The following is a 26,503-nucleotide window of genomic DNA, read 5'->3' as shown; positions in this document are numbered from 1 at the left end:
AGTCCCCGAACTCGGGGACTTTTCATCAAGCACGCAGGCGACGAATCAGCTGTAGCGAACAGTCTTCTTGATACGCTGGATATGGCCGCGGCCCAGCCCCTTCACCTCGCAACCCAGCTCAAAATAACGGGCAATGGTGGCGTCCTTGAGCATGCCGAAACAATCGATGATGGCAATCGGCCGGCCAGCCCACTCGACCACCTGCTCCGGGGTGAGATTGCGGTAGGCATCGTGCGGAACCGCCAGGATCAATGCATCGACGCCTTTTAGCGCTGCTTCAAGATTGTTCTCGACCTTGAGTTCCGACAATTCATCCTGGTTGCGGAAGAAGCGCTTCCACGAAAGGCCGGAAGTCGGGTATTTGTCCTGCTCCGAGAATTCCCACCATTGCTCGACATACGGATCATGCGCCCGCATCTCGGCGCCCATTTCGGCCAGCTTGCGGACCACCAGCTCCGAGCCGCTGTAGCGCGTGTCGCCAACGTCCTGCCGGTAGGAGGCGCCGGCAATCAGCACCTGCGAGGCGGCGATATAGCGGTCCATGTTGCGCAGCGCATCGCGGGTCAGTTCGGCCACATGCAGGGCGCGGGTGTCGTTGATATCGACGGCCACCGGTGTAATGCGGAAAACCTTGTCGCCATCCTCGAAGCCGAGGATGTGTTTGTAGGCCCAGTAGCCGAGACCACCGTCCTTGGGCAGGCAATAACCGCCGATGCCGGGACCGGGAAAGATCATGTTGCTGTGCGTCGGCCGCATCTTGATCGCGTCGACCACCTTGACCAGATCAACCCCGTTGCGCTCGGCAAAAATCGACCACTCATGCAGATAGGCGAGGATGGTGGCCCGGTAGCTGTTCTCGACAATCTTTGCCGTTTCCGACTCGATCGGGCGGTCCATCACGGTCAACGGGAACTTGTCGGTGTTCAGCACTTCGTGCAGAAACTTCTCGACCCGCGCCCGGGCAGCATCATCGCAGCCGGCACAGACACGCCAGAAGTCACGAATACTGGCCACATACTCGCGGCCCGGCATCACACGTTCGTAGGAATGCGCCAGCAAGGGGGCCGAGGCAATGCCGCGGCCGGCAAAAGCCTTCTTCAGGATCGGCCAGGCAACGAATTCCGTCGTTCCCGGCGCCACCGTTGTTTCGATCAGGGTCAGGCATTCCGGACGAACATGCTGGCCAACGGTTTTCAGCGTCGCCTCCAGCGCTGCCATATCACACTCGCCGGACTTCATGTTGCCGAGTTCCTGCTTCAGGAAATCGCACTGCACGTCGACGACCACGCAATCGGCCAGATCGAGTACCTGGCTGTTGTAGGTCGCAATCAGCGTCTTCTTTTCCAGCACACAGCGGCCGATCAGCACATCGACCTGCGGGTCTTCGGCCTTGACCGGGGAAATACCGCGGTTGAGCAGCGGTATTTTCCAGAAGGAGCGCGTCGACGGGCGTTGGCAGCCAATCACGAACTTGCTCGGCCGGCCATCCTTGTCTTCGCAATCAGCCACGATGGCCGCCATCACCGCGCCGACAAAGCCGACGCCCATGACCACCACGACCTCCTTGCCACTCGCTCGTGCCGCCTCGGCGAGGACTTTGACGCGCTGATATTCGGCCGCATAGTCGGCTTGATCAGGTAACGGAAAGGATTCGCCCGTCGGCGAAATCGATACTTTATTTTGCGATGCAGACACGATGAATGCTCCTGATGTCAGTAATGCTCAGACGATAACTCTCTGCAGATTATTCCACTTGGCAGATAAGGAAAACATCGAATTCATCACGGATAAGGCTTATCGCACGGAGTAGCGGGAGTCTTGGTCAATAAGCGCTCAGCACAAGGCACACTCAAAGTGTGAAATACCCCCACAATGGCTGCCGAAAAAATTCGCTAAAATCGATGCCGTTTCACTAAATAATAAATTTCAGGGAGAACACATGAATCGAATTGGCCTGGCCACCATCCTCGTCGCACTAGCGCTGAGCGTCTCTGCCGATGCAAGCGCGAAGGGGCGCATTCGCTCCTCACATACTCACCACTCCGCTGACACGCATGTCAGTGAAAGCGGTAGTGGTATCGTCCGTAACGCTGTGGCGCGTTCCGGGCGATCTAATGACAATTCGGCAACCGGCGACAATCCTTCGTTCGGTAACTCAGCAACGAGCGAAGAAGACGAAAACCTTCGTCGCATACGCCAGGAAAAAGAAGCTGCACGCGCCAAGCGAGATGCAGCAACCCTGGCGGCCAGAAAGCTGCAACAGGCAGCCGATGAAGAAAAGCGCAAAGAGCAGGCCGAACAGGCCGCCATCGCCGCTGCCGACGAGAAAAAGCGCCGCGAGGCCGAAGCCAAGGTCAAGAATCGCGAACTCGCCTTGCTTGAGCGCCAGAAACGTCAGGTCGCCTGGGAGGCTCGCTGCGATATCAAGCCGGTCATGAGCGACGAGGAAATCGCCATCTGCAAGGAAGTCAGAAGCAAACCAGCGCCCTGATCAGCAAAATTATCTGCCCTGGAAGGGACCAGGGCCTCCAGGGCAGCAAGCTATTCCGATCATGGCATAACCCGGAAACATCTCCGGCCCCATCGGGCGAAGCGGCTATAATCCAAGCCCCGCAACGCCGCCCGCCTCTTAGTGTCCGCTTCCAAGCCCCTGCTTTCCCTCCCCGCCCTGCCCAAGGCCGGTGCCCGACTCGATCTGCCGTCGCTGGCCGGGTCGGCCGATGCGTTGGCGCTGGCTGAAATTGCCGTCGGCAATCCCGGCAAGCTGTTGGCCGTGGTCACCGCCAATGCGGCCGATGCGCAGCGGCTGCTCGACGAGATTCCATGGTTCGCGCCTAATCTGCGCGTGCGGCTGCTGCCGGACTGGGAAACGCTGCCTTACGACACCTTTTCGCCGCACCAGGACCTGGTTTCCGAGCGGCTGGCGACCTTGTGGGCGGCGACGCAGGGCGAGCTGGACATCCTGCTCGTGCCGGCCACCACGGCCGTCTATCGGCTGGCGCCGCCGGCTTTCCTGGCCGCCTACACTTTCGCCTTCAAGAAAGGGGAGACGCTGGATGCCGAGAAGTTCCGCAGCCAGGTGACGCTGGCCGGCTACGCGCATGTGACGCAGGTGGTATCGCCCGGCGAGTATTCGATCCGCGGCGGGCTGATCGACCTCTTCCCGATGGGGTCGCAACTGCCCTACCGGCTCGACCTGTTCGACGACGAGATCGAGAGCATCAAGACTTTCGACGTCGATACCCAGCGCACGGTCTATCCGGTGCCGGAAGTGCGCCTGCTGCCGGCGCGCGAATTCCCGATGGACGACAAGGGCCGCACGCATTTCCGCCAGGCCTTCCGCGAGACTTTCGAGGGCGACCCGGCCAAGTCGGGCATCTACAAGGACGTTTCCCAGGGCATCGCCAGCGCCGGCATCGAGTACTACCTGCCGCTGTTCTTCGACGAAACGGCCACCGTTTTCGACTACCTGCCCAGGGATGCCGTGTTCGTCACGCACGGCGACGCGCCGGCCGCCATCGCCGCCTTCTGGAACGACACCCGCTCGCGCTACGCCATGCTGCAGGGCGACAAGGCCCGGCCGCTGCTGCCGCCGGAGCAGTTGTTCCTGACCGACGAGGCGTTCTTCACGGCGGCCAATTCCTACGGTCGACTGGTATTTTCGGCCAAAACCGACCACCCGGCGGCGACCGCGCTGCCCGACATTTCAGTCGACCGCCGCGCCGAAGACCCGCTCGGCAAGCTGAAGGCCTACCTCGCCAGCCAACCCGGCCGCGTGCTGCTGCTGGCCGAATCGGCCGGTCGCCGCGAAACGCTGGCCACCATGCTGACCGAACACGGCCTGAAGCCTGCCGCCAGTGCCGATTTTGCCGGCTTCGCCGCCGCCGATGCGCCGCTGGCACTGGGCGTCGGCCCGCTGCATGGCGGCTTCGCCCTGCCCGATCTCGCCTTCATCACCGAAACCGAGCTCTACGCCGGCGCACCCCGCCGCACCCGCCGCGAGGCCGCGCGCAAGGCCAGTTTCGACAACTGGCTGAAGGACCTGACCGAACTCAAGGTCGGCGACCCAGTCGTCCATGAAAGCCACGGCATCGGCCGCTACCGGGGCCTGATCCGCATGGACCTCGGCAACGGCGAGCAGGAGTTCCTCGAACTGCACTACGCCAACGAGGCCAAGCTGTTCGTGCCAGTGGCGCAGTTGCATGTCATTTCGCGTTATTCGGGCGCCGAGCCGGAAGCCGCGCCGCTGCACACGCTCGGTTCCGGCCAGTGGGAAAAGGCCAAGCGCCGGGCTGCCGAGCAGGCGCGCGACACCGCCGCCGAACTGCTGACCCTGTACGCTGCCCGCGCTGCCCGCCAGGGCCATGCTTTCAGCTTCCAGGAAAACGATTACGAGGCCTTCGCCGACGGTTTTGGCTTCGAGGAAACCCACGATCAGGCGCAGGCCATCGCCGCGGTGATCGAGGACATGCGTTCCGGCAAGCCGATGGACCGCCTGGTCTGTGGCGACGTCGGTTTCGGCAAGACCGAGGTTGCCCTGCGCGCCGCCTTCTGCGCGGTGGCCGGCGGCAAGCAGGTGGCCGTGCTGTGCCCGACCACCCTGCTCTGCGAACAGCATTACCAGACCTTCGTCGACCGCTTCGCCGACTGGCCGGTCAAGATCGCTGAAATCTCCCGCTTCAAGACCGCCAAGGAATCGGCGCAGGCTTTGCAGGAACTGGCCGAAGGCAAGATCGACGTGATCATCGGTACGCACAAGTTGATCGGCAAGGACGTCAAGTTTCAGCGCCTCGGCCTGGTCGTCATCGACGAGGAACACCGCTTCGGCGTCCGCCAGAAGGAAACGCTGAAGGCCATGCGCGCCGAGGTCGATGTGCTGACGCTGACCGCGACGCCGATCCCGCGCACGCTGGCGATGAGCATGGAAGGCCTGCGCGACTTCTCGGTGATCGCCACCGCGCCGCAGAAGCGGCTGGCGATCAAGACCTTCGTCAGCAAGTTCTCCGACGGCATCATCCGCGAAGCCGTGCTGCGCGAGCTGAAGCGCGGCGGCCAGGTGTATTTCCTGCACAACGAGGTCGATACCATCGAAAACATGCGGGAAAAGCTGGAAAAGCTGGTTCCCGAGGCGCGCATCGTCATCGGCCACGGCCAGATGAACGAACGCGAACTGGAGCGCGTGATGCGCGACTTCACCCAGCAGCGGGCCAACCTGTTGCTGTGCACGACCATCATCGAGACCGGCATCGACAACCCGCACGCCAACACCATCCTGATCAACCGCTCCGAGAAGTTCGGCCTCGCCCAGCTCCACCAGTTGCGCGGCCGCGTCGGCCGTTCGCACCACCAGGCCTATGCCTATCTGCTGGTCCAGGATGAAAAGGCGATGACCAAGCAGGCCAAGCAGCGGCTGGAAGCGATCCAGATGTCCGAGGAACTCGGCTCCGGCTTCTTCCTGGCCATGCACGACCTGGAAATCCGCGGCGCCGGCGAGGTGCTCGGCGACAACCAGTCGGGCGAGATGCAGGAAGTTGGCTTCAACCTGTTCACCGAAATGCTCAACCGCGCCGTCGCCCATTTGAAGCAGGGCAAGGCCATCGACACCGTCGATCTGACCCAGCCGCTGGGCATTTCAACCGAAATCAACCTGCGCACCCCGGCCCTGCTGCCCGACGCCTATTGCCCGGACGTCCACGAGCGCCTGACGCTGTACAAGCGCCTGGCCAACTGCGAGAACGCCGAGGAAATCGATACCCTTCAGGAAGAACTGATCGACCGCTTCGGCGAACTGCCGCTGCAAGGCCAGTCGCTGCTCGCCACGCACCGCCTACGTATCCTGGTCAAACCACTTTGCATACAGAAGCTCGATGCCTCGACTGACCAGATCACGCTGCAGTTCGGGCCGGAGTTCGCCAAGAACCCGCCTATCGAGCCGATCAAGATTATTCATTTGATTCAGAACAACCGCAGCTATAAATTAGCCGGACAGGATAAAATTTCCCTTTTGCGCCACTGCCCGACCTTGAACGACAAGGTTGCCGCAGTCAAAGACATGATTCGCCAGCTGAGCCACTGACATGACGACACAGAACATCGACAACGTAAACGTAACCGCCTTCGACGCCATGCCGACGCCGGAAGAAATCAACGCCCGCCAGCCGCTCAGCGCCAAGGCCGCCAAAACGGTTACCCACGGCCGCAACCTGCTGCGCAAGATTCTCGACCGCAAGGATCACCGCCTGTTCGTCGTTGTCGGCCCCTGCTCCATCCACGACCCGGTCGCCGGCCTGGATTACGCCCGCCGCCTGAAGAAACTGGCCGATGAAGTCGGTGACGTGCTGCAGATCATCATGCGTGTCTATTTCGAAAAACCGCGCACCACAGTGGGCTGGAAAGGTTATATCAACGACCCGTTCATGGACGACTCCTTCCAGGTCAATGTCGGCATGGAAAAGGCGCGTGAATTCCTGCTCCAGGTCAATGAGCTCGGCCTGCCCGCCGGTACCGAAGCCCTCGACCCCTACGGCCCGCAATACTACGGCGACCTGATCACCTGGACCGCCATCGGCGCCCGCACCACCGAATCGCAGACCCACCGCGAAATGTCTTCCGGCCTGTCGACCCCGGTCGGCTTCAAGAACGCCACCAATGGCGACCTGTCAGTGGCCGTCAATGCCATCCTCTCCGCCTCGCGTCCGCACTCCTTCCTTGGTCTGAACAGCGAAGGCCGTGTCGCCATCGTCCGCACCAAGGGCAACGGCTACGGCCACGTCGTGCTGCGTGGTGGTGACGGTCGTCCGAATTACGACACGGTCTCCGTCTCCATCGCCGAACAGGCCATGGTCAAGGCCAAGCTGCCGGCCAACATCGTCGTCGATTGCTCACACGCCAACAGCTCCAAGAAACCTGAATTGCAGCCGCTGGTCATGGCCGATGTCGTCAACCAGATCCGCCTCGGCAACAAATCACTGCTTGGCGTGATGATCGAGTCGAACATCGAAGCCGGCAACCAGTCCATCCCGGCTGACCTCAGCCAGCTCAAGTACGGCTGCTCGGTCACCGATGGCTGTGTCGGTTGGGACACCACCGAAAAGATGATCCGCGACGCCGCCGTGTTGTTGCGCGACGTGCTGCCGGAACGTCTGTCCTGACCGAATCGACAGACGGAACATTGCGAACAAGCCAGTGAATCACAAGAATGGCACCCGCTTCACGCTCATTGCCGAAAGCATTGGCCAATTGCTGGATACCGGAATCCGTTTCGGACTCATCTCAGGATCGGCCATTGCTGTCGCTTTCGGCCAATTTTTGCTCGGTGGCATACTGGGTGCCCTCGCCATCGGCATATTCCTTCGTTTCAAGCGTGGCCGCGTCGCGAACTGACGATGGCCGGATTTGCCTAGACTGACACCATGAACCTGATCATCCAGGGCGGCGCCCTACCCACCTTTTTGCTCGAACGTATCGTCGCGGCGACCGGCGCCATAGCCGTCGAACCCCGACCACCGCAGGTTGTCCGGCTGAAAGGTGCAACTCGCACCCCGGATTTCGATGCCCTGATTCCGCTGATCGAAGCCGAGAAGCTCGACTGGGCGTTCGCCGAAGCCGACAAGAAGCTGTCCGACTTCGGCCTGATCTGCTTCGACATGGATTCGACGCTGATCACCATTGAATGCATCGACGAACTGGCTGATTTCGCCGGCAAAAAGGACGAAGTGTCGGCCGTCACCGAAGCGGCCATGCGCGGCGAAATCGATTACCGCGAAAGCCTGCGCCGCCGCCTGTCGCTGCTGGCCGGCCTGGATGCCCGCGTCCTGGCCAGGGTTTTCGGCGAACGCCTGCTGCTCTCACCCGGTGCCCGCGAACTCCTCGAAGCCTGCCAGAACGCTGGCCTGCGCACCGCAATCCTGTCTGGGGGATTTACCTATTTCACCGAGCGTCTGCGTATCGAACTGGGTTTCGACTTTGCTACGTCAAACGAACTGGAAATTTCCGGCGGCAAGCTGACCGGACGCGTCGTCGGCGATATTGTCGATGCCACCGCCAAGGCCCATCACCTCGCTCGCCTGACCGATGAACTGGGCCTGAAGAAGGAACAGGTCATCGCCTGTGGCGACGGTGCCAATGACTTGATGATGATGGCCCAAGCCGGCCTGTCGGTCGCTTTCCGTGCCAAGCCGGCCACCCGTGCCAAGGCCGACGTGGCCATCAATTTCGGTGGGCTGGATTCGCTGCTCAATCTGTTCGACTGAGCAGCGGGCAGTCAGGTCTTCCTGACCAGCTGCTTGGCAAACGCGGCGTCGTTCTTGGTGACGCGAGGTACAACTTGCGGCCCGGTGGCATTGACCAGACGGACGAAATCATCCAGCGACAGCGCTTCGGCCACATCCTTGTCGCCACCATCAAGTCGTTCGCGCAGGATAAATTTGCCATCTCCGGTCATCACCATCAGGTAGTGGCGACCTTCACTGCGTTGATTCAGCCTGGCGACGGCAGCGGTGGCACGGGTCGAGCGCATCCGCTTACTTGTACTTATTGAAGACTGCTTTGGCGTCGAGGTGCGCCCGGTCCAGTGTGCAGATCGATGCATCATCGTCGTGGCCGCTGAAAAAGTCGTCAGCCTGGGCGCGCATCACCATCTTGATCGCCTTCTGCTCTGTAACATCGTATTTTTCGAAGATCAGCGTGGTTACTTCATCAAGGTGTTCTTCGTAGGTCATTTTTGGTTAAATTCGGTGGAAATGTAGAGTGCTTCGACCTTTTCCCGCGCCCAAGGGGTTCGGCGCAGGAACTTGAGGCTGGAAGCGATGCTCGGGTCGAGATTGAAACAGCGAATTTCGATAATCTGCCCCAGTTCGGCCCAGCCGTAATAGTCGACCAGCCGGTTGAGGATGTTTTCCAGGGTCAGGCCATGGAGCGGATTGTTGGCTTGTTTTTCAGACATCAATATCAGCTTGGTATCGGTATTTCAGGCTTGGATGAGCGCATAGAACAACACACGCTCGCGCTGGCAATCGCTGTCACCCATTTCGAACACCCGGCAGTTATCCGGCCGGCGCTCGTAGATTGTACAGCGCATGGTGTCACGATCCAGCGCAGCGCACCAACCGTCGTCCAGCCGCCGCATGACCCAGCCGCCCCAGTCATCCTGAGTGGAGAAGCGGCGGGGAACATCGTCGCCTTCCATCAGCATCACCTCCAACTGGCAGCAACAAGCCGAACAGTTTTCGCAGGTAATATTTTCCGGCGCTTCCGGGAAAACGGCTGGCATCGAACGCGCCATTTCAATGCAAGTCGATGGCGTGCTGCTTGAGCAAGTCGAGCGGGACGACCTCCAGGGCAGCCTGATTGGTCGAATTCAGGGAGACTTTCGGTGCCTTGCCGGCGCGATAGGCTTCAACCCAGCGTGCCGCGCAAAGGCACCAGCGCTGGCCAGCCTTCAGTCCAGGAAAATCGAATTCAGGGCGCGGTGTCGACAGGTCGTTACCGGCCGCCTTGGAATAAGCGAGGAATTCATCGGTCAGCACGACACAGACCGTGTGGCTGCCAAAATCGTCTTCCGAGGTATTGCAGCAACCATCGCGAAAAAAGCCGGTCACTGGCGTGTCGCTGCAAGTCAGCAGCGGGCCGCCCAGGACATTGAGCTGAGTGCCACGCCCCGGGAGATCACGCGATTTCATGTTTAGCTTCAGGCGACTTCGTCGATCCAGGCCTGCTGGATGGCTTCGAGAATCTTTTCGCCGCAGTGCTTTGGGTCGTCATTGAAACCAGGCAAGGCCATCACCCAGTCGCGCAGATCGACAAAGTTGATCTTCAACGGGTCCTTGTCCGGATGGGCATCGCACAGTTCGATGGCGATATCGTTGATGTCAGTCCATTTCATTTGCGGTGGCCCTCCTTCGCCATGTTGATGCTGTATTTCGGAATCTCGACCGTCAGTGGCGTAGCGCCAACGATTGCCTGACAACCCAGGCGGGAGTTGGGCTCCAGCCCCCAGGCTTTGTCCAGCAGGTCTTCCTCGATGTCCTCGGCGGCTTCCAGCGAATTGAAGCCTTCACGCACGATGACGTGACAGGTCGTGCAGGCGCAGGACATTTCACAGGCATGGTCGAGTTCGATCTCGTTGGCCAGCAGGTTCTCGCAGATCGACTTGCCGGGTTCTGCCTCAATCACGGCACCGTCCGGGCAGAGCTCGACGTGCGGTAGCACGATGAGTTGGGTCATGCCTTTTCTCCTTCTTCTCCAACCTTGATGTCGGCAACGTTGCGGCCGGACAGCACTTTTTTGATGCTCTGATCCATGCGGCGATGGGCAAAGGCCTGGGTTTCGAAACCGAGGTCATCCATCGCGATATTGATCAGGCGACGATTTTCGCCAGCCATGGTTTCGGCCAGCTTGGCGATCGTGGCCTTGATCTTGGCCGTTTCCGCCTCGTTGAGCAGATGCGGGTCTTCAGCCAGCGCCGCCTCGGTTGCCTCGATCATGCGTTGTGCCTCGACCTGCGCTTCCTTCAGCGCGCGGGTCATGGCGTCGTCCTTGGCGTGCTCCATCGAATCCTTGAGCATGCCGGCGATCTCGTCATCCGACAGGCCATAAGACGGCTTGACGGTAATGCTGGATTCAACGCCGGTCGTCTGTTCGCGGGCCGTCACCGACAGCAGGCCGTCGGCATCAACCTGGAAAGTGACTCGAATACGCGCTGCGCCGGCCACCATCGGCGGAATACCGCGCAGTTCGAAACGGGCCAGAGAACGGCAGTCGGAGATCATTTCGCGCTCGCCCTGCACGACATGGATGACCATCGCCGTCTGGCCGTCCTTGAAGGTGGTGAATTCCTGAGCGCGAGCCGTCGGGATGGTCGAATTGCGCGGGATGACCTTTTCAGTCAGGCCGCCCATGGTTTCCAGGCCGAGCGACAGCGGAATGACGTCGAGCAGCAGCCAATCGTCACGACCGGTCTTGTTGCCGGCCAGCAGGTTGGCCTGCGTCGCAGCACCGAGGGCGACGACTTTGTCCGGGTCGAGATTGGTCAGCGGTTCCTGGCGGAAGAAATCACCGACTGCCTTCTGCACCTGCGGCATGCGCGTTGCGCCGCCAACCATGACCACCCCCTTGATGTCTTCGGCGCGCAGGCCAGCATCGCGTAGTGCTTTCTTGACCGGCTGCAGGGTCTTGGAAATCAGGGTCTGGGTAATCTGGGCAAAAGTGGCAACGTCAAGTTTGACCTCGACGTTCTCACCGGAGGCCAGGCGCAGCGAGATTGGCGCCTCCGGATTGTTGGTCAGGAACTCCTTGGCCTCGCGGCAGCGCATCATCAGGCGCCGCGCGTCTTCCGGCGAGAGCAGTTGCAATTCGGCCTGCTCAATGACCCAGCAGTAGATGCGGTGATCGAAGTCGTCGCCGCCCAGGGCCGAATCGCCGCCGGTGGACATGACCTCGAAAACGCCCTTGGTCAGCTTGAGAATGGAGATATCGAAGGTGCCGCCACCGAGGTCGTAGACCGCGTAGACGCCCTCCGCACCGTTGTCCAGCCCATAGGCGATGGCAGCAGCGGTCGGCTCGTTGAGCAGACGCAGCACATTGAGGCCGGCCAGGCGGGCAGCATCCTTGGTCGCCTGCCGCTGGGCATCGTCAAAATAGGCTGGCACGGTGATCACCGCCCCAACCAGGTCGCCACCGAGAGCCGCCTCGGCCCTCGCCTTCAGGGATTTCAGGATTTCTGCCGAAACCTCGACCGGACTCTTGATGCCGGCGTGGGTTTTTAGCTTGACCATGCCCGGCGACTCGACGAAGTCGTAAGGCATCGACTCAACATGAGCAATATCCTTGGTGCCCCGCCCCATGAAGCGCTTGACCGAAACAATCGTGTTCTTCGGGTCGACCGCCTGATTCTTCTGCGCATCGTAGCCAACCTCGGTCGTGCCGTCGGCGTGGTAGCGCACGACGGAAGGCAGCAGCGGACGCCCTTGATCGTCATTCAGGCAGACAGCGATGCCGCTGCGCACGGTGGCAACCAGCGAGTTGGTGGTACCCAGGTCGATGCCGATGGCGAGCTTGTGCTCGTGCGGTGCCGCCGATTCGCCAGGTTCGGCGATTTGAAACAGAGCCATTATTTATTCTTCCAGCGACGCCAGCGCGTCGTCGATTTCGTACAGGAGTTTTTCCAGGAACATCAGGCGACGTACGCGATCAGTCGCCTGAGCGTGGTCGCCGGCATCATCGAGCAACTGCGCCAGCTCTTCATAGCGATTCTTGACATCACCGCTCAGGCGGTTGTGCAGATGCTCGAGTTCGTGATGATCGCCGCCATTACGTGCATCCATCACCGCTTCGCGCCATTCCATCTGTTCCATCAGGAAATCGGCCGGCATCGAGGTATTACTCTCCGCCTTGATGTCATGGCCGGCCAGATGCAGGAGGTACTTGGCGCGCTCCAGCGGCTTTTTCAGCGTCTGGTAGGCCTCGTTGGCATGGGTCGCCCACTGCATAGACATCCGGCGTTCCGCGTCACTTGCATTGGCGAAGCGGTCCGGATGAACCTGAGCCTGGATATCTCGGTAGCGAGAATCCAGGTCAGAAAGATCGAGCCGAAAACCACGGTTCAACCCAAACAGCGAGAAGTGATCGGCTCGCAGATCCATCAGACGTTAAACGATTCGCCGCAGCCGCACTGATCCTTGACGTTCGGATTGTTGAACTTGAAGCCCTCGTTCAGACCTTCACGAGCGAAATCCAGTTCCATCCCGTCAAGGTAAGGCAAGCTCTTGGCGTCGACGATGATCTTGACGCCATTTTGTTCGAAGACCAGATCGTCAGGATTCACCTCGTCGACAAATTCCAGCTTGTAGGCCATGCCAGAACAGCCGCTCGTCCGTACCCCGAGGCGCAGGCCGATGCCCTTGCCGCGCTTGGTCAAGAAGTTGGCGACGTGTTGTGCCGCCTTGTCGCTCAAGGTGACTGCCATGCTTATTCTCCGTGCTTTTTCTTGTAATCCGCCACGGCTGCCTTGATGGCATCCTCGGCCAGAATCGAACAGTGAATTTTAACCGGCGGCAGGGCCAGTTCTTCAGCAATTTCGGTATTTTTGATCGACAAAGCCTGATCGACCGTCTTGCCCTTGACCCATTCGGTGACCAGCGAAGAAGAGGCAATGGCGGAACCGCAGCCATAGGTCTTGAACTTGGCATCTTCAATCACGCCGGACTTGTTCACCTTAATCTGCAGCTTCATCACGTCGCCGCAGGCCGGCGCGCCAACCATGCCGGTACCAACGCCATCATCTTCCTTGGCAAAGGAACCGACGTTACGTGGATTTTCATAGTGATCAATGACTTTTACGCTATAGCTCATGTTAATTCTCCATTAATTCCGGGGTATTTCTCAATCGTTCTTGTTAGTGCGCTGCCCACTGAACGGTGCTCAGATCGATGCCATCCTTGTACATCTCCCACAGCGGTGAAAGTTCGCGCAACTTACCAACTTTCTGATGCAACAATTTGATTGCATAGTCAATTTCTTCTTCTGTCGTAAAGCGACCGATGCTGAAACGGATGGAACTGTGAGCCAGTTCATCATCACGCCCCAGGGCACGTAGCACGTAGGAAGGTTCCAGGCTGGCCGAGGTGCAGGCCGAACCGGACGAAACCGCCAGATCCTTGATCGCCATGATCATCGACTCACCCTCAACATAGGCAAAGCTGATGTTGAGATTGTGCGCCACGCGTTGCGTCAGGTCACCATTGACGAAAGTGGCCTCGATATCCTGCAAGCCCTTCAGCAATTTGTCGCGCAGAGCACCAACGCGCTTGTTCTCTTCAGCCATTTCTTCCTTGGCCAAACGGAAGCACTCGCCCATGCCGACGATCTGATGGGTCGGCAAGGTGCCGGAGCGGAAACCGCGCTCATGACCGCCGCCGTGCATCTGGGCTTCGAGACGGATACGCGGCTTGCGGCGGACGTACAGCGCGCCGATACCCTTCGGACCATAGGTCTTGTGGGCGCAGAAGCTCATCAGATCGACCTTCAGCTTGCTCAGATCGATATCGACCTTGCCGGTGGCCTGTGCAGCATCGACGTGAAAGATGATGCCCTTCTCGCGGCAGATTTCACCGAGTTCGGCGATCGGCTGAATGACACCGACTTCGTTATTGACGAACATCACCGAGGCGAGCACGGTATCCGGACGAATGGCCGCCTTGAAGACTTCCAGATCAAGCAGACCGTCTTCCTTGACGTCAAGATAAGTCGCCTCGAAACCCTGGCGCTCCATTTCACGCACGGTATCGAGAATGGCCTTGTGCTCGGTCTTGACCGTGATGATGTGCTTGCCCTTGGTGCTGGCATAGAAATTGGCCGCGCCCTTGATGGCAAGGTTGTTGGATTCGGTCGCACCGGAGGTCCAGACGATTTCCTTGGGATCTGCATTGACCAGCGCAGCAACCTGCTCACGGGCCTCTTCGACCGCCGCATCGGCGACCCAGCCAAAGCTGTGCGAACGCGACGCCGGATTGCCGAAATGCTCGCAGAGGTAGGGAATCATTTTTTCGGCGACACGGGGGTCGACCGGGGTGGTTGCCGAGTAATCCAGGTAGATGGGGAGTTTCATCGTCATTCTCGCTAAGTCGGGTTGTTCAGACAGCCATCGCCGTCAGTCCCTGCAGGCGTCCGACTGTAGCCTGCAAGGCGTTGATGAATTGTTCAATTTCAACTTCAGTGTTACTTGCCCCGAGGCTGACACGTATTGCCCCACGGGCGATTTCCGGCGCCACACCCATTGCCCGCAGAACATGCGATGGCTCCGGATTGGCGCTGGAACATGCCGCGCCGCTAGCCACAGCAAACCCTTCGCGGTCCAGCTTGCCGACCAGCGTTTCGCCATCGATATCCGGAAAGGCGAAATAGCTGGTGTTCGGCAAACGCATCGCATCTGTCGCAAAGACCCGGGCACCCAATGCAACCAGCCCGGCTTCCAGCTTCGCCTGCATGACTCGCAAGCGAGCCGACAGTTCGGCAACACGATTCGCTGCAAGTTCCGCAGCAACGCCAAATCCGACAATCGACGGCACGTTTTCAGTGCCGGAACGCAAGCCTCGCTCATGGCCACCACCGGCAATCAGCGGCTGCAATTCGACACGCTTGTCGAGAACCAGCGCTGCTGCACCTTTCGGGCCGTAGGCCTTGTGGGCAGATAGCGTCATGGCATGCACGCCGGCCATGTTGAGGGCGCGAAAGTCGATATCCAGCTTCCCCAAGGCCTGGACGGCATCGGTATGAAACCAGCCGCCAGCGCTCTTTGCCGAGTTTGCCAGCACAGCGACATCCTGCACGACACCGGTTTCGTTATTGGCAAGCATCACCGACACCAGCTTTGGTTTGGCCTGCATGGCTTCGGCGTAATCCGCCGCACTCACCCTTCCGGCGCTATCGACTGCGATATGTTTGACCTGCCAACCCTGCTTTACCAACTGGGCGGCCGGTTTGAGCACACAGGGATGCTCGATGGCACTTACGGCCAACGTGCCCGGTTTGAGACTGGCCGCAGCGCCCTTCAGAAAGAGGTTATTGGCTTCGCTGCCACCGCTGGTAAAAATCACTTCCGTCGGGTGCGCATTGACCGCCGCTGCAACTCTCTGTCGCGCCTCATCAATCGCCTGCCGTGCCTGCCGGCCATATTCGTGACGACTCGAGGCGTTGCCGTACTGGCTTTCCAGCCAGGGCAACATTGCTGCCAGCACCGCAGGATCGAGCGGCGTCGTGGCGTTGTAGTCGAGATAGACGGGGCGAAACATTGCGGAACTCAAATAACCGCAGGTATCTTTTCACGCCCGTTGCTGCCACGGGGCTGCGGACCGAGGCGGCGCTTGTCTTCGAGCACTGTTACACCCGCACCGCGTTTTTGTCTCTCGCGCTCAACCAGATCAGCCAGCGTCACCGAAGACAGATAATCGAACATCTTTACATTCAGCGTTGTCCACAGATCGTGTGTCATGCACCGATGCTCATCGTGGCAATTTTCGCGACCGCCGCATTGTGTGGCATCAAGCTGCTCATCGACAGCACGGATAATGTCAGCCACCCGCACCAGTTCGAGTGGCCGGGCGATGCAGTAGCCGCCACCGGGGCCACGCACGCTATCGACCAGCTTATAGCGGCGCAACTTGCCAAACAATTGCTCAAGATAAGAGAGCGATATCTTCTGGCGCTCACTGATGCTGGCCAGTGCCACCGGGCCATCATCGCCGCGCAAGGCGAGGTCCATCATGGCCGTTACGGCAAAACGTCCTTTGGTCGTTAAACGCATTCCGAGCTCCTGCTAATAACCTAGTATTAAGGTCAACTATATATAAACCAGAGAAAATTAGTCAACTATTTTGCTCAGGTATTTCGGATCAAAGGAATCAGCCTGCTGAACTTCTTCATCGCACTTCACGCCTTGCGCCTCAAGCTCCTTGACCAGAGAGGCAAGACGACGATCCGTCTCGGACGCATGATCAAGCAGCGCATGGATGGCCTTGGCCAACGGATCATCCTGATTGCGAGCAACGGCATACGCAGAGAACCCCAGCTTTTCCGCTTGCGCCTCACGTTCGCGGGTTAGCTGGTCGATAATCCGGGCCGGGTTGCCAACGGCTGTAGCACCTTCCGGGACAGGCTTGGTTACGACTGCATTCGAGCCGACCTTGGCGCCGGCGCTGATGGTGATCGGGCCAAGCACCTTGGCACCAGCACCGATGACCACGCCGTTTTCCAGTGTCGGGTGACGCTTGCCCTTGTTCCATGAGGTGCCACCCAGCGTAACGCCATGGTAGAGCGTGACGTCGTCACCGATCACTGCGGTTTCACCGATGACGACCCCCATGCCGTGATCGATGAAAAAGCGTCGACCAATCGTGGCTCCCGGGTGGATTTCGATACCAGTCAACATGCGGGAAATATGCGCCGTAAACCGCGCCAGCCAGCGCAGGCGATGGCCCCACAGCCAGTGAGCCAGACGATGCATGATCAGGGCGTGAATACCCGGGTAGCAGGTAAGCACCTCCCAGGATGAACGAGCCGCCGGGTCGCGGTCAAAAACCGCACGGATGTCCTCACGCAGATGCCGGAACATGAAGCCTGATCTCCCTATACAAAGGAGGGCAATTTTAAAATACTCGACTGAATTTGTCAGCTATTTTCCCCGAAGACAAGCAGTGGTATCTGTTTATAATCCATTGCCATTGCAGCGAAAGCTCCCCCCTTTGATGAATCACCGCCTCGCCCCACTCCTTGCCGGTGTCGTTCTTTTGCTCAGCGGCTGCGCCACGCCTCCACCCGCATCACAAAACGACGTCCGCGGCGACTATGGCCATACACAGAAACACCTGGCCTGGCTGATCGACCGTGAGATGGCGCAAAACGAAATCACCGGAATCAGCATCGCGTTGGTCGATAACCAGCAGGTTGTGTGGCAACAAGGCTTCGGTTACGCCGATCTGGAAAACAAGACACCGGCGACACCAGAAACGATCTATCGAGCCGGCTCCATCGCCAAGGTATTTACCGCTGCCGCCACCATGCAACTGGCCGAACAGGGCAAACTCGACATCGACAACCCCCTGGCGTCTGCGCTGCCCGAATTCTCGATCAAGAGCCGCTTTCCCAATGCCGCCCCGGTGACACCGCGCAACATCATGTCTCACCACTCCGGGCTGCCATCGAATTTCCTGCGCGGTCTCTTCGTTCGCGATCCTGATCGCTTCGACTCGGTGGTTGAGGCCATCCACGACGAACATCTCGCCTTTCCACCCAACTACGTTTTTTCCTATTCAAATCTCGGCGTGGCGCTGCTTGGCGCAGCAATCCAGAAGGTCAGTGGCGAAGCCTTCGATATTTACATGCATAACCACCTCTTCCTGCCACTAGGCATGCCCCAGAGCAGTTTCGCCCAACGCCCGATCGCCAAGACCTACGATCGCAACAAGGAGAGCGAGGCTTTCTCGCTGCGCGACATGCCGGCCGCTAATCTGCTGAGCAATGTCGTTGACCTGAGCCAGTTCATGAAAATGCAGTTTGCCGACGGCAAGTCAGGCAAATATCAAGTGCTATCCGCAGCCTCCCTGCACGAGATGGTACGCATCCAGAACAAGGATTTCCCGCTAACCTTCAAGCAATACGTCGGCCTCGGCTGGATGATGAGCGGCATCGACATTCCCGGCGGTGGCCCGGTGGCCAGTCACGGCGGCTCACTGCCCGATTCGCACAGCATGATGGCCATCTTGCCGGAGCACAAACTGGGGGTTGTCGTTCTTTCCAACTCAGCCACCTCGCATGTCGCCGTCTCGAAAATCGCTACCGAGGCCCTACGCCTGATGCTGGAAGCCAAGACCGGCATTCGCCAAAACCCGGAACCACCAGTCCGTGCCGCCGAGCGCGCACCAAGCTCCGAAGAGTTGCGCCAGTTCGACGGCAATTTCGACACGATGGTCGGACTAGCCAGAATCAGCACAAAATCCGGTCAAATAGACGTTGACGCCGCCGGCCACCAATTCCGCCTGGTGCCACATGAAGATGGGCTGCTAACGATCAAATACAAGCTTCTCGGCATGCTGCCAGTGCGCGTTGGAGCTTTCGAGGACATCCACCTATCGATGGCCAATGTCAACGGGCGCCAGATCATCGTTGGAAGAATTGGAAACGAATCGCTGATCTTCGGTGAAAAACTAAAACCCTCGGTCATTCCCGAGCGATTCCGGCAAAATCTTGGCAATTACGAAATCGTCGGCAAGATTGATGGCCCATCGCCTGACAGGCTTTTGCTCAAGGAAGACCATGGCATGCTGATCGGCGAAGCCCACTTTCCCGAGGTTCCCGATCTGTTGTTGAGGATCGCTTTCCTGCCGGTATCCGACAACGAAGTGATTACCGCTGGCCTGGGTACCAGCCGGGGCGATACACTACGCCTGATCGAAGCGGGCAATGAAGCCATGCTGGGCTTTTCCGGCATTCAAATGCGCAAGAAACTGAACTAAAAAATGAACGAATTACATCTTGAACTGAAGACTTTCATTATCGAAACGATGAATCTCGAAGACATCACGCCGGCAGATATCGATGACGAAGCGCTGCTTTTTGCCGACGAAGGCCTTGGTCTAGACTCGATCGACGCCCTTGAGCTTGTTCTTGGCCTGAAGAAAAAATACGGCGTGATACTTGAAGCTGGCGATGAAAAAGCGCGCGAACATCTACGCTCGGTTGCCACGCTGGCCGCATTGATACAATCAAGCAGACAGTAATTTTCGGCAGCCGCTTACTTTCGGACGCGGCTTTCCCTCCAAGAAAAACGGCACCCAAGGTGCCGTTTTTCTTTTTAGCAGAAGCGTAGATTAGCGACGCTTGCGCAAACGGAGCAAGCCAATGAGGCCAACTCCCATCAATGCCAGCGAGCCAGGCTCCGGGGCCTTGTTAGTTGAACCACAACCAGCCGTACCCGCCGTCGAGCCAGCAGCACAGACGGTGCCACTAACCGTACTCAGCTTGACGTAGTCGAAGCCGCCGGTATTAGTCCCAGTGGCGGAAGCAACCAGAGGATTGAATGCACCGATCAACCAGTAAGAGGAAGCAATATTGCCCGCCGTATTAAAAGACTGGGTATAGGTACTGGAAGTACCATTCGTGTTTGCAACCACCGTCCAGCCATTTGCGGTCAGCTTGTCGTAGGTCAGCCCCTTCAACATGGTATCCACATTGAACGTGCCGGTTCCCGTGAAAGCCAACACGGTCAGGTCGGAGTCACCAGAAATCCAACTCAGACCCACACTAGTCAACTTGACCACCGAGGCACCAAAGTTGAGCAATGCCATATCGTAGCGCTGCTCGTTGTCTATCGCATGCTCAGGATTCACCCCTTCATTCAGGTCACAGTATGACCCACTCGAGCATGCATCAGCATTTGTAATGCCGCCATAATACACAGGACTAGCAGTCGTCCCCATATTGGTCTGCCCCACCCAAGTTGCATCTCGGATGGTTTGTGTAGCGCCATTATTGGCCGAGCTAGCAGAAGTATCGATTCCACCGGTGTTTGCCACACCGCTGATAGTGACCCCTGTGCTTGGAACCGCCCCTGTCAAGTTCCAAGTCACGGCTGAGGCCTCGCCTACGACAAGCAAGCTGACTGCCAGAACGACTGCTTTCAATTGGTTTTTCATTTTTTTACCCCAAAGGTACTTTGCTGATTCAATTTTAGCAAAAAGCGTACCTGAATAAATATTCCTTGAATTTCAATGAAATGGAAAACTTTTATTCACTAAAAAACAAATGTTGTAAAGAATCTCGACATCTGGCGCTATTCATTGACTACCCCCAACTCCCGCCGAAGTTGCCCGAATAAAGCAGTCCCTTTGAACTCGCCGGAGCTAGCGATGGCAGCCCGCAATTCCTCCTTCGCCTCATCGCGTCTGCCTGCCTTGGCCAAGGCATAGGCAAGATGGAAGCGAATATCGCCATTTTCAGGGCTACGCAAGCGTGCTTCTCGCAAGTACCTCAGCCCAGTTTCAAGTTGCTCCTTGTGCACCAGAATCCAGCCCAGGGTATCGGCATAGGCCGGATGATTAGGTGAAAGATTGATCGCCTTTTCCGCGACTTGCTGGGCAGAAGGATCGTTCATTTGCAAGAGCAAGTTGGCGTAGTTATTTAGCGAAACAGCATCATCAGGGTTGGCTGCAAGCAGTTTTTGATAAGCCTGTTTCGCCACAGGAAGCTGTCCCACACGGAACAAGATATCGGCCAGCGCTTTCTGGGCCCGCTGGTCCTCGGGGTGGGTTTTTACCCAGGCCTCGAGGAAGGCCGAAGCTTTTCCTGACTCACCCGCCCTCGTCTGCGCGTCGACCAAAGCCAGGGCATTGCCGCTGGTTTCTTCACGAGCCACAAGCTTGCGATAGCCGGTGACTGCAGCCTGATACTGGCCGCGCATCATGGCCAATTCTGCGCCGGCACGAATCGTCTCGACGTCGTTCGGGTGCTTTGAAGTCAACGTCCTGAGGGCCACATCAGCCTTGCCTGAATCACCGCGCCGCGCTTCAACCTGGACCGCCAGCGCGAGCGCAGCGACATCATCCGGATTTCCCTGAAGGGCCTTGGAAACGCTGTAGGCAGCGCCGTTAGGGTTGGCGGCCGCCAACTGCATACGCGCGATCGAGACCTGGGCCTTCGGATCAAATTCAGCTAGGCGCGTTGCGGTCGTCAGTACGTTACGGGCATTTACAGCATCCCCTGTGGCCAGGTAGGTCCGTGCCAAGGCCTGTTGCACCCTCAGACTTGTCGAGAACTTGCTAACCAGGGCCTTGGCTGCCTTGAGCGCCTGTTCTCCTTGGCGTTGATTGAGGTACAGATCAATCAACGCCAAGGTCGGACCAGGATCAGTACGCTGGACATCACCCGCCTTGGTCAGATGACGAATGGCTTCGGCCGGGCGCTCAGCCCGTTGTTCAAGCAGGCCGTACTCGAACAGCACCTGATAATCGTTACTGTCTTTTTTCAATAAAGCATCAAGACGGCGACGTGCCTCATCGAAGCGCTTTTCACCGATGTCCAGACGTACCAGATTCAGAACAGAGGGGGCAAAAGCGGCATCTTTGGCAAGCACCTGCAAATAGGCACTACGCGCCCCTGCTTTGTCTCCACTTGCGCCCTTGATCGTCCCCAGAAAATTCAGTGCCGTCAGATTCGCCGAGTCCTGTTTGACCATTGCCTCCGCGGTTTTCATCGCTTTGTCTTTCTTGGCCTGGCGCATGTAAAGCGTAGCCAGGGCCATCCCAGCACGAAAATCAGCCGGGTTGGCGGAAAATGCCTTTTCCAGACTGGCCAGCCCTTTCTCGGCCTGTCCCAGACCAAGCTGGCTCAAGCCCAGCGAGCGGTTCATGTCGGGGGAACCGGTGCGAGTTGCAGCCTTTTCCAGAAGGTCTGTCGCTTGCGCATAGCGTCGTTGGGCGAGATTGACCGTTCCCAGCAGGTACATCACCTGAGGGTCGTCCGGCGTAGCTCTTTGCAGGGATTCGAGCAAAGTCTGAGCACGACCGTAATCCTTTGCATCGGCATAAATCGAAGCCAGTAATTTTTTTGCCCCCAGATTACTTGGGCTGCGCGCAATGAGCGCATCCAGATACTCACGCGCCTTTTCGTGGCTACCCAGGCCGTAATGCGCCAAAGCGGCCGCCATCAACAATTGCTCGCGCCGCGCCAACCAGGCAGGAGGAAGACTGTCGACGGTCCGCGTCACCTCTTTAAGCGCTGCGTTTGTCGCATTGGCATCGCCGTGCAGACTGGCCAAGACAGCCCGAAGATAAGCCGCACGAGGCTCATCTTCGGCAAAGGTTTTCAGGTAATCAAGATCTTTTTGAGCATCGGCATTGCGCTTCAGATCGATCAACAATGCTGCACGAGCGATGCGTGCATCAACATGTTTCGGCGCCAGCGTCAGCGCCTTGTCATAAGCGGCCAGGGCTCCGTTGGCATCAAACGAAGCGTGCAGCACCGAGGCTTTGATATTCCAGGCCGAACCGTTATTGGGTGCCAGTTCAACGGCCTTGTTGGCCTTTTCCCTGGCCTGATCGAGTCTTCCGGCAGCCAACAACATCGGCACTTCAGCGATGAGCGGCAGCGGCGACTTCGGATCAATGGCCTTGGCATTCTCAAAACTTTGGACCGCAAGACTGCTCTTGCCAGATTCCAAGTAAGCATTTCCCCGCATGGTCAGCACTTCGACCTGCAATGCGGGAGGCAAACCGGAAGCTGGTATTTTTTCGATAACCGCTTCCGGGCGGCCTAGTGCAAGATAAATCTGCCCAAGCGGCAGGGCGACTTCTCCACGATTGACGCCCTGCTTGAGCGCCTCCTCAAATGCGGCTTCAGCCCCCTTCAGATCGCCATTTTTAAGTAGTGCTTTGCCGAGCAACAGGTGCGCTGCAAGCATTTTCTGATCTTGCTGAATGGCGTTTTTCAACTGAATGACAGCCGCAGGCATCTCGTTATTTTCATACTTGCGGAGTGCATCTTCGTAATAGCTCGCTGCTTTCTCAGGTGTTGCCTCTGCGATAGCAGAAAGAGCAGCAGTAAGAGTGACTGCTACGGATGCGCGAAGGGCAAAGCCTAGCCCCTGCCTAATCAGTCCCAGGCCGGACAGCTTGAGTAATTTTGGGTGCATCATTGCGTTCGTCAATCCGATTTGATGAGATCGCACGGCTGGTGCGTATCAATGGCAGTTTGGATGACACGATATTAATGATGATTAGGGGTTGCACGCTGTGCGTTTTGTCACGATTTCAGGCCAATAGTAAGAATATCATCCGGACGCCCGGGTACATAAATGGCATATTCTTAGGCAACAAATTGATTGCTCAAAAGTCATACGCGACTGTCAGCGAGATGGTCTCGTTCAGTGAAAATCCCGGCTGACCGTTTCCAGCCGCCCCAGCCAGGCGGAGAGATCAACCAAGCGCTTGGCGACCAGATGCACCACCTCTCCTTCGACCTGCAATTGTCCGTAAACCCCGAGCAGCGTTGAGCCAAGTAGTTCGCGGCGCTGTTTTTCGACGAGTTGCGGATGAACGACCACGTTGCTCAATCCGGTTTCGTCTTCCAGCGTGACAAAGACAATGCCGGTTGCGGTGCCCGGTCGCTGACGGCCGACGACAATGCCAACGGATCGGATCAAGGTATGGTGCCCCGCCATTTTTAGATCGGCCGCAGTCACGAATCGACGTTCAGCCAGATACTGACGCAACAGGCTCAGCGGATGCGAACGTAGCGTCAGGCCAAGGCTGCGGTAATCGGCAACCAGATTTTCACCATCACTCGGCGCTGGCAGCTCGATTTCTGCTTCGACCACCGGCGTACCGTCAAACAGGTCTCCCTGTACAACAGCTACCGTGGCAGCCCAGGCGGCTTGCCGACGATGGCCGGCCAGCCCCTGCAAGGCATCGCCAGCGGCCAGCAGGTCGAGATCACGCCGTTGCAGCCCGGCCCTCGCTGCCAGATCGGCGACATTCAAAAAGGGCTGATTTTCCCGGCAGACCGCAGTAATGCGTTTGGCGGCGGCCACCGAGAAGCCACTAATCTCGCGCAGACCGAGACGCACGGCACCGCGCTCGTCAAGCCGGCTATCCCAGTCGCTGGTCATAACATCGGGGGGCAGTACCCTAACACCATGACGACGAGCATCCTGAATCAGCATCGACGGCGAGTAGAAACCCATCGGCTGGCTGTTGAGCAGACCGCACAGGAAGGCGGCCGGGTGGTGGCGCTTGAGCCAGGCCGAGGCATAAACGAGCAAGGCAAAACTGGCGGCATGGGATTCGGGAAAGCCGTATTCACCGAAGCCCTGGATCTGGGCGATGATCCGTCGGGCGAAGCTCTCCGGCAAATCGTTGGCGGCCATGCCAGCCAGCAGTTTCTGCTCGAATGGTTCCAAGCCGCCCTTGCGCTTCCAGGCCGCCATTGCCCGGCGTAGCTGGTCGGCCTCGCCGGGCGTGAAGTTGGCAGCGACGACGGCCAGTTGCATGACCTGCTCCTGAAAGATCGGCACACCATAGGTGCGTTCGAGCACGGCATCGACGGCTGGCGAAATTTCCTCGATCCGCTCCCTGCCCTGCCGCCGCTTCAGGTAGGGATGCACCATGTCGCCCTGAATCGGCCCCGGCCGCACCAGCGCCACTTCGACAACCAGATCGTAGAAATTTTGTGGCCTGAGGCGCGGTAACATGGCCATCTGGGCACGGGATTCGACCTGGAAAACACCCATGCTGTCGGCGTGACAGAGCATTTCATAGGTGGCCGGGTCTTCGGCCGGAATATCCTGCATTTTCATCGGTCGACCGGTCGTCTCGCCAACGATCTGCAGCATCCGGCGGATCGCCGACAGCATGCCGAGAGCCAGGATGTCGACTTTCATCAGCCCCATCGCATCAAGATCATCCTTGTCCCACTGAATCACACTGCGCGCCGACATCGCCGCATTTTCAACCGGCACCAGCCGGGACAGCGGCCCGCGCGAGATGACGAAGCCGCCGACATGCTGCGTCAGGTGACGGGGAAATCCACGCAGAGCCTCGGCGATGGCCAGCCATTTCTCGACACGCGGCGCATGCGGATCGAGACCAAGCTCGGCGAAGCGTTCCGGCAACTGCTCGCGCTTGTCCCACCAGGCCAGCGAAGCGGTCAGCGCGTTGATCTGGGCAATGCCGAAACCCAGCGCCCGGCCAGCATCGCGCAGGGCGCCCTTGGTCCGGTAGGTGATCAACGCTGCGGCCAGTGCCGCCCGCTCACGACCGTACTTGGTGTAGATGTACTGGATGACATCCTCGCGCCGTTCGTGCTCGAAATCGACATCGATATCCGGCGGTTCGCCGCGTTCTTTCGAAACGAAGCGCTCGAACAGCAAGGCCGAACGCGCTGGATCGACTTCAGTCACGCCCAGCGCGTAGCAGACGGCCGAATTGGCGGCCGAACCACGGCCCTGACAAAGAATATCCTGGCTACGGGCGTAGCAGACGATGTCGTAAACCGTCAGGAAATAGGCCTCATAGGCCATTTCGGCAATCAGGCCCAGTTCGTGTTCAATCCGCTCGCGAACACTGCCAGGAACACCGGCCGGGTAACGCCGTTGCAGGCCGCGCTCGGTTTCGCTGCGCAGCCAGCTGGCCGGTGTTTCACCCGATGGAATGATTTCTTCCGGGTATTCATAGCGCAGTTCATCGAGTAAAAACTCACAGCGTGCCGCGATGTTCAAGGTTTCAGCCAGAAGTTCTGGCGGATAGAGTCGAGACAGCCGGAGCCGGGAGCGCAAATGACGCTCGCCGTTGGGGAATAGCGCGTAGCCAGCCTCGAAAACCGTACTTTTCAGACGCAAGGCCGTCAGCACATCCTGCACCGGCCGACGGGCCTTGATGTGCATATGGACATCGCCGGTCGCGACCAATGGCAGGCCGCAGACCTCACCCAAGGACTGCAAGCCAGCCAGCCTCTCCGCATCCTCCGGCCCGGCATGCAATTCGACTGCAATCCAACTCCGACCAGGAAAGCGACTCACCAGCCACTCGCCATCCGCGGATGATGGATTATTGCCCGGCACCCAGAGCACCAGACAGTCAGGTAGCGCACCACTCGGCGATATGGACTCCAGATCATTGCGGTGCAGGGTGTAGCCCCCCTTCTCCGCGCGCCGCCGAGCCAGCGTGATTAGCGCCGAGAGATTGCCGTAACCATGGCGATTGCAGGCCAGAAAAACCAGCTTCAGGCCATCGACGGTCATCATCTCGCTACCGACGATGAATTTCAGGCCATGCTTCTTGGCCGCCAGATGCGCCCGAACAACACCGGCCAGGGAGCATTCATCAGTCAGCGCCAGGGCAGCATAGCCTTGCGCTAGCGCACGTGCCGCCAGCTCTTCCGGATGCGAGGCACCGCGTAGGAAGCTGAAGTTGGAAAGACAGTGGAGTTCTGCGTACTCGGGCAGTGACATGGACGCACC

At 58.7% G+C, this 26,503-nt stretch carries 26 protein-coding genes; 7 read left to right on the top strand and 19 right to left on the bottom strand.

The window, feature by feature from the left end:
• Window positions 1–45 precede the first annotated feature (45 nt).
• Window positions 46–1,695 carry a UDP binding domain-containing protein gene (locus DARO_RS10125; RefSeq protein ID WP_011287715.1) on the bottom strand — a complete coding sequence of 550 codons (1,650 nt, stop codon included), beginning with the start codon at window positions 1,693–1,695 and terminating at the stop codon, window positions 46–48.
• 244 nt (window positions 1,696–1,939) lie between these two features.
• On the opposite strand from DARO_RS10125, the gene DARO_RS10120 reads away from it, so the two are divergent.
• The 5 genes from DARO_RS10120 to serB all read left to right on the top strand — a co-directional run bounded on the left by DARO_RS10120 (window position 1,940) and on the right by serB (window position 8,252).
• Window positions 1,940–2,491, top strand: a complete 552-nt coding sequence (locus DARO_RS10120; RefSeq protein WP_011287714.1) for a hypothetical protein — start codon at window positions 1,940–1,942, stop codon at window positions 2,489–2,491.
• Window positions 2,492–2,632: 141 nt separating this feature from the next.
• Window positions 2,633–6,076 carry a transcription-repair coupling factor gene (mfd, locus tag DARO_RS10115; protein ID WP_011287713.1) on the top strand — a complete coding sequence of 1,148 codons (3,444 nt, stop codon included), beginning with the start codon at window positions 2,633–2,635 and terminating at the stop codon, window positions 6,074–6,076.
• 1 nt (window position 6,077) lies between these two features.
• Complete coding sequence (locus DARO_RS10110; protein WP_011287712.1) at window positions 6,078–7,151, top strand: 3-deoxy-7-phosphoheptulonate synthase; 1,074 nt, start codon at window positions 6,078–6,080, stop codon at window positions 7,149–7,151.
• Between the two features lie 34 nt (window positions 7,152–7,185).
• A complete protein-coding gene (locus DARO_RS10105; RefSeq protein ID WP_011287711.1) occupies window positions 7,186–7,383 on the top strand; it encodes a hypothetical protein in 198 nt (65 codons plus the stop codon).
• Between the two features lie 29 nt (window positions 7,384–7,412).
• Complete coding sequence (serB, locus tag DARO_RS10100; RefSeq protein WP_011287710.1) at window positions 7,413–8,252, top strand: phosphoserine phosphatase SerB; 840 nt, start codon at window positions 7,413–7,415, stop codon at window positions 8,250–8,252.
• An 11-nt stretch (window positions 8,253–8,263) separates the two neighbouring features.
• Here serB and DARO_RS10095 read toward each other — a convergent pair whose 3' ends face one another.
• The 15 genes from DARO_RS10095 to cysE are packed head-to-tail and all read right to left on the bottom strand — an operon-like array spanning window position 8,264 to window position 17,107.
• Window positions 8,264–8,518: a hypothetical protein gene (locus DARO_RS10095; RefSeq protein ID WP_011287709.1), complete on the bottom strand. Its 255-nt coding sequence runs from the start codon at window positions 8,516–8,518 to the stop codon at window positions 8,264–8,266.
• Between the two features lie 4 nt (window positions 8,519–8,522).
• A complete protein-coding gene (locus DARO_RS10090; protein ID WP_011287708.1) occupies window positions 8,523–8,720 on the bottom strand; it encodes a hypothetical protein in 198 nt (65 codons plus the stop codon).
• On the bottom strand, window positions 8,717–8,944 hold the full coding sequence (locus DARO_RS10085; protein WP_011287707.1) for a VF530 family protein: 228 nt from the start codon (window positions 8,942–8,944) through the stop codon (window positions 8,717–8,719). The genes DARO_RS10090 and DARO_RS10085 overlap by 4 nt, the downstream gene beginning before the upstream one ends.
• Window positions 8,945–8,968: 24 nt before the next feature.
• A complete protein-coding gene (locus DARO_RS10080) occupies window positions 8,969–9,271 on the bottom strand; it encodes a YkgJ family cysteine cluster protein (RefSeq protein ID WP_041224913.1) in 303 nt (100 codons plus the stop codon).
• Between the two features lie 13 nt (window positions 9,272–9,284).
• Window positions 9,285–9,680 (bottom strand): DUF2237 domain-containing protein, encoded by a 396-nt coding sequence (locus DARO_RS10075; protein ID WP_011287705.1) that lies wholly within the window; start codon window positions 9,678–9,680, stop codon window positions 9,285–9,287.
• A gap of 8 nt (window positions 9,681–9,688) precedes the next feature.
• Window positions 9,689–9,883, bottom strand: a complete 195-nt coding sequence (gene iscX, locus DARO_RS10070; protein ID WP_011287704.1) for a Fe-S cluster assembly protein IscX — start codon at window positions 9,881–9,883, stop codon at window positions 9,689–9,691.
• Entirely contained in the window at window positions 9,880–10,224 is a 345-nt protein-coding gene (gene fdx, locus DARO_RS10065; RefSeq protein ID WP_011287703.1) for an ISC system 2Fe-2S type ferredoxin, read from the bottom strand. Before fdx ends, iscX begins: the two co-directional genes overlap by 4 nt.
• On the bottom strand, window positions 10,221–12,110 hold the full coding sequence (hscA, locus tag DARO_RS10060; RefSeq protein ID WP_011287702.1) for a Fe-S protein assembly chaperone HscA: 1,890 nt from the start codon (window positions 12,108–12,110) through the stop codon (window positions 10,221–10,223). The genes fdx and hscA overlap by 4 nt, the downstream gene beginning before the upstream one ends.
• Window positions 12,111–12,113: 3 nt before the next feature.
• A complete protein-coding gene (hscB, locus tag DARO_RS10055) occupies window positions 12,114–12,641 on the bottom strand; it encodes a Fe-S protein assembly co-chaperone HscB (protein ID WP_011287701.1) in 528 nt (175 codons plus the stop codon).
• Window positions 12,641–12,964: an iron-sulfur cluster assembly protein IscA gene (iscA, locus tag DARO_RS10050; RefSeq protein WP_011287700.1), complete on the bottom strand. Its 324-nt coding sequence runs from the start codon at window positions 12,962–12,964 to the stop codon at window positions 12,641–12,643. Before iscA ends, hscB begins: the two co-directional genes overlap by 1 nt.
• A gap of 2 nt (window positions 12,965–12,966) precedes the next feature.
• On the bottom strand, window positions 12,967–13,350 hold the full coding sequence (gene iscU / locus DARO_RS10045; RefSeq protein ID WP_011287699.1) for a Fe-S cluster assembly scaffold IscU: 384 nt from the start codon (window positions 13,348–13,350) through the stop codon (window positions 12,967–12,969).
• Window positions 13,351–13,393: 43 nt separating this feature from the next.
• The gene (locus DARO_RS10040; protein WP_041224911.1) at window positions 13,394–14,605 is read right to left on the bottom strand and encodes an IscS subfamily cysteine desulfurase; all 1,212 of its coding nucleotides are present in this window, start codon (window positions 14,603–14,605) and stop codon (window positions 13,394–13,396) included.
• A 25-nt stretch (window positions 14,606–14,630) separates the two neighbouring features.
• The gene (locus tag DARO_RS10035) at window positions 14,631–15,788 is read right to left on the bottom strand and encodes a cysteine desulfurase family protein (protein ID WP_011287697.1); all 1,158 of its coding nucleotides are present in this window, start codon (window positions 15,786–15,788) and stop codon (window positions 14,631–14,633) included.
• Window positions 15,789–15,796: 8 nt separating this feature from the next.
• Window positions 15,797–16,300 (bottom strand): Fe-S cluster assembly transcriptional regulator IscR, encoded by a 504-nt coding sequence (gene iscR, locus DARO_RS10030; protein WP_011287696.1) that lies wholly within the window; start codon window positions 16,298–16,300, stop codon window positions 15,797–15,799.
• A 57-nt stretch (window positions 16,301–16,357) separates the two neighbouring features.
• The gene (gene cysE / locus DARO_RS10025) at window positions 16,358–17,107 is read right to left on the bottom strand and encodes a serine O-acetyltransferase (protein WP_011287695.1); all 750 of its coding nucleotides are present in this window, start codon (window positions 17,105–17,107) and stop codon (window positions 16,358–16,360) included.
• 133 nt (window positions 17,108–17,240) lie between these two features.
• Between cysE and DARO_RS10020 the strand changes: the two genes are divergently transcribed.
• Together DARO_RS10020 and DARO_RS10015 are read left to right on the top strand one after the other, a co-directional pair.
• The gene (locus DARO_RS10020; RefSeq protein ID WP_011287694.1) at window positions 17,241–19,007 is read left to right on the top strand and encodes a serine hydrolase domain-containing protein; all 1,767 of its coding nucleotides are present in this window, start codon (window positions 17,241–17,243) and stop codon (window positions 19,005–19,007) included.
• A 3-nt stretch (window positions 19,008–19,010) separates the two neighbouring features.
• A complete protein-coding gene (locus tag DARO_RS10015; protein ID WP_011287693.1) occupies window positions 19,011–19,271 on the top strand; it encodes a phosphopantetheine-binding protein in 261 nt (86 codons plus the stop codon).
• 90 nt (window positions 19,272–19,361) lie between these two features.
• Here the strand turns inward: DARO_RS10015 and xdp1 are convergent, their stop codons facing one another.
• From xdp1 to DARO_RS10000, 3 genes are all read right to left on the bottom strand, one after another.
• On the bottom strand, window positions 19,362–20,186 hold the full coding sequence (xdp1, locus tag DARO_RS22235; RefSeq protein ID WP_011287692.1) for an exosortase-dependent surface protein XDP1: 825 nt from the start codon (window positions 20,184–20,186) through the stop codon (window positions 19,362–19,364).
• 137 nt (window positions 20,187–20,323) lie between these two features.
• A complete protein-coding gene (gene prsT / locus DARO_RS10005) occupies window positions 20,324–23,182 on the bottom strand; it encodes an XrtA/PEP-CTERM system TPR-repeat protein PrsT (RefSeq protein ID WP_011287691.1) in 2,859 nt (952 codons plus the stop codon).
• Window positions 23,183–23,410: 228 nt separating this feature from the next.
• Window positions 23,411–26,494 carry an error-prone DNA polymerase gene (locus DARO_RS10000; RefSeq protein ID WP_011287690.1) on the bottom strand — a complete coding sequence of 1,028 codons (3,084 nt, stop codon included), beginning with the start codon at window positions 26,492–26,494 and terminating at the stop codon, window positions 23,411–23,413.
• Window positions 26,495–26,503: the final 9 nt, after the last annotated feature.

It is taken from the genome of Dechloromonas aromatica RCB, assembly GCF_000012425.1.
This window is presented reverse-complemented; position numbering and strand designations above follow the sequence as displayed.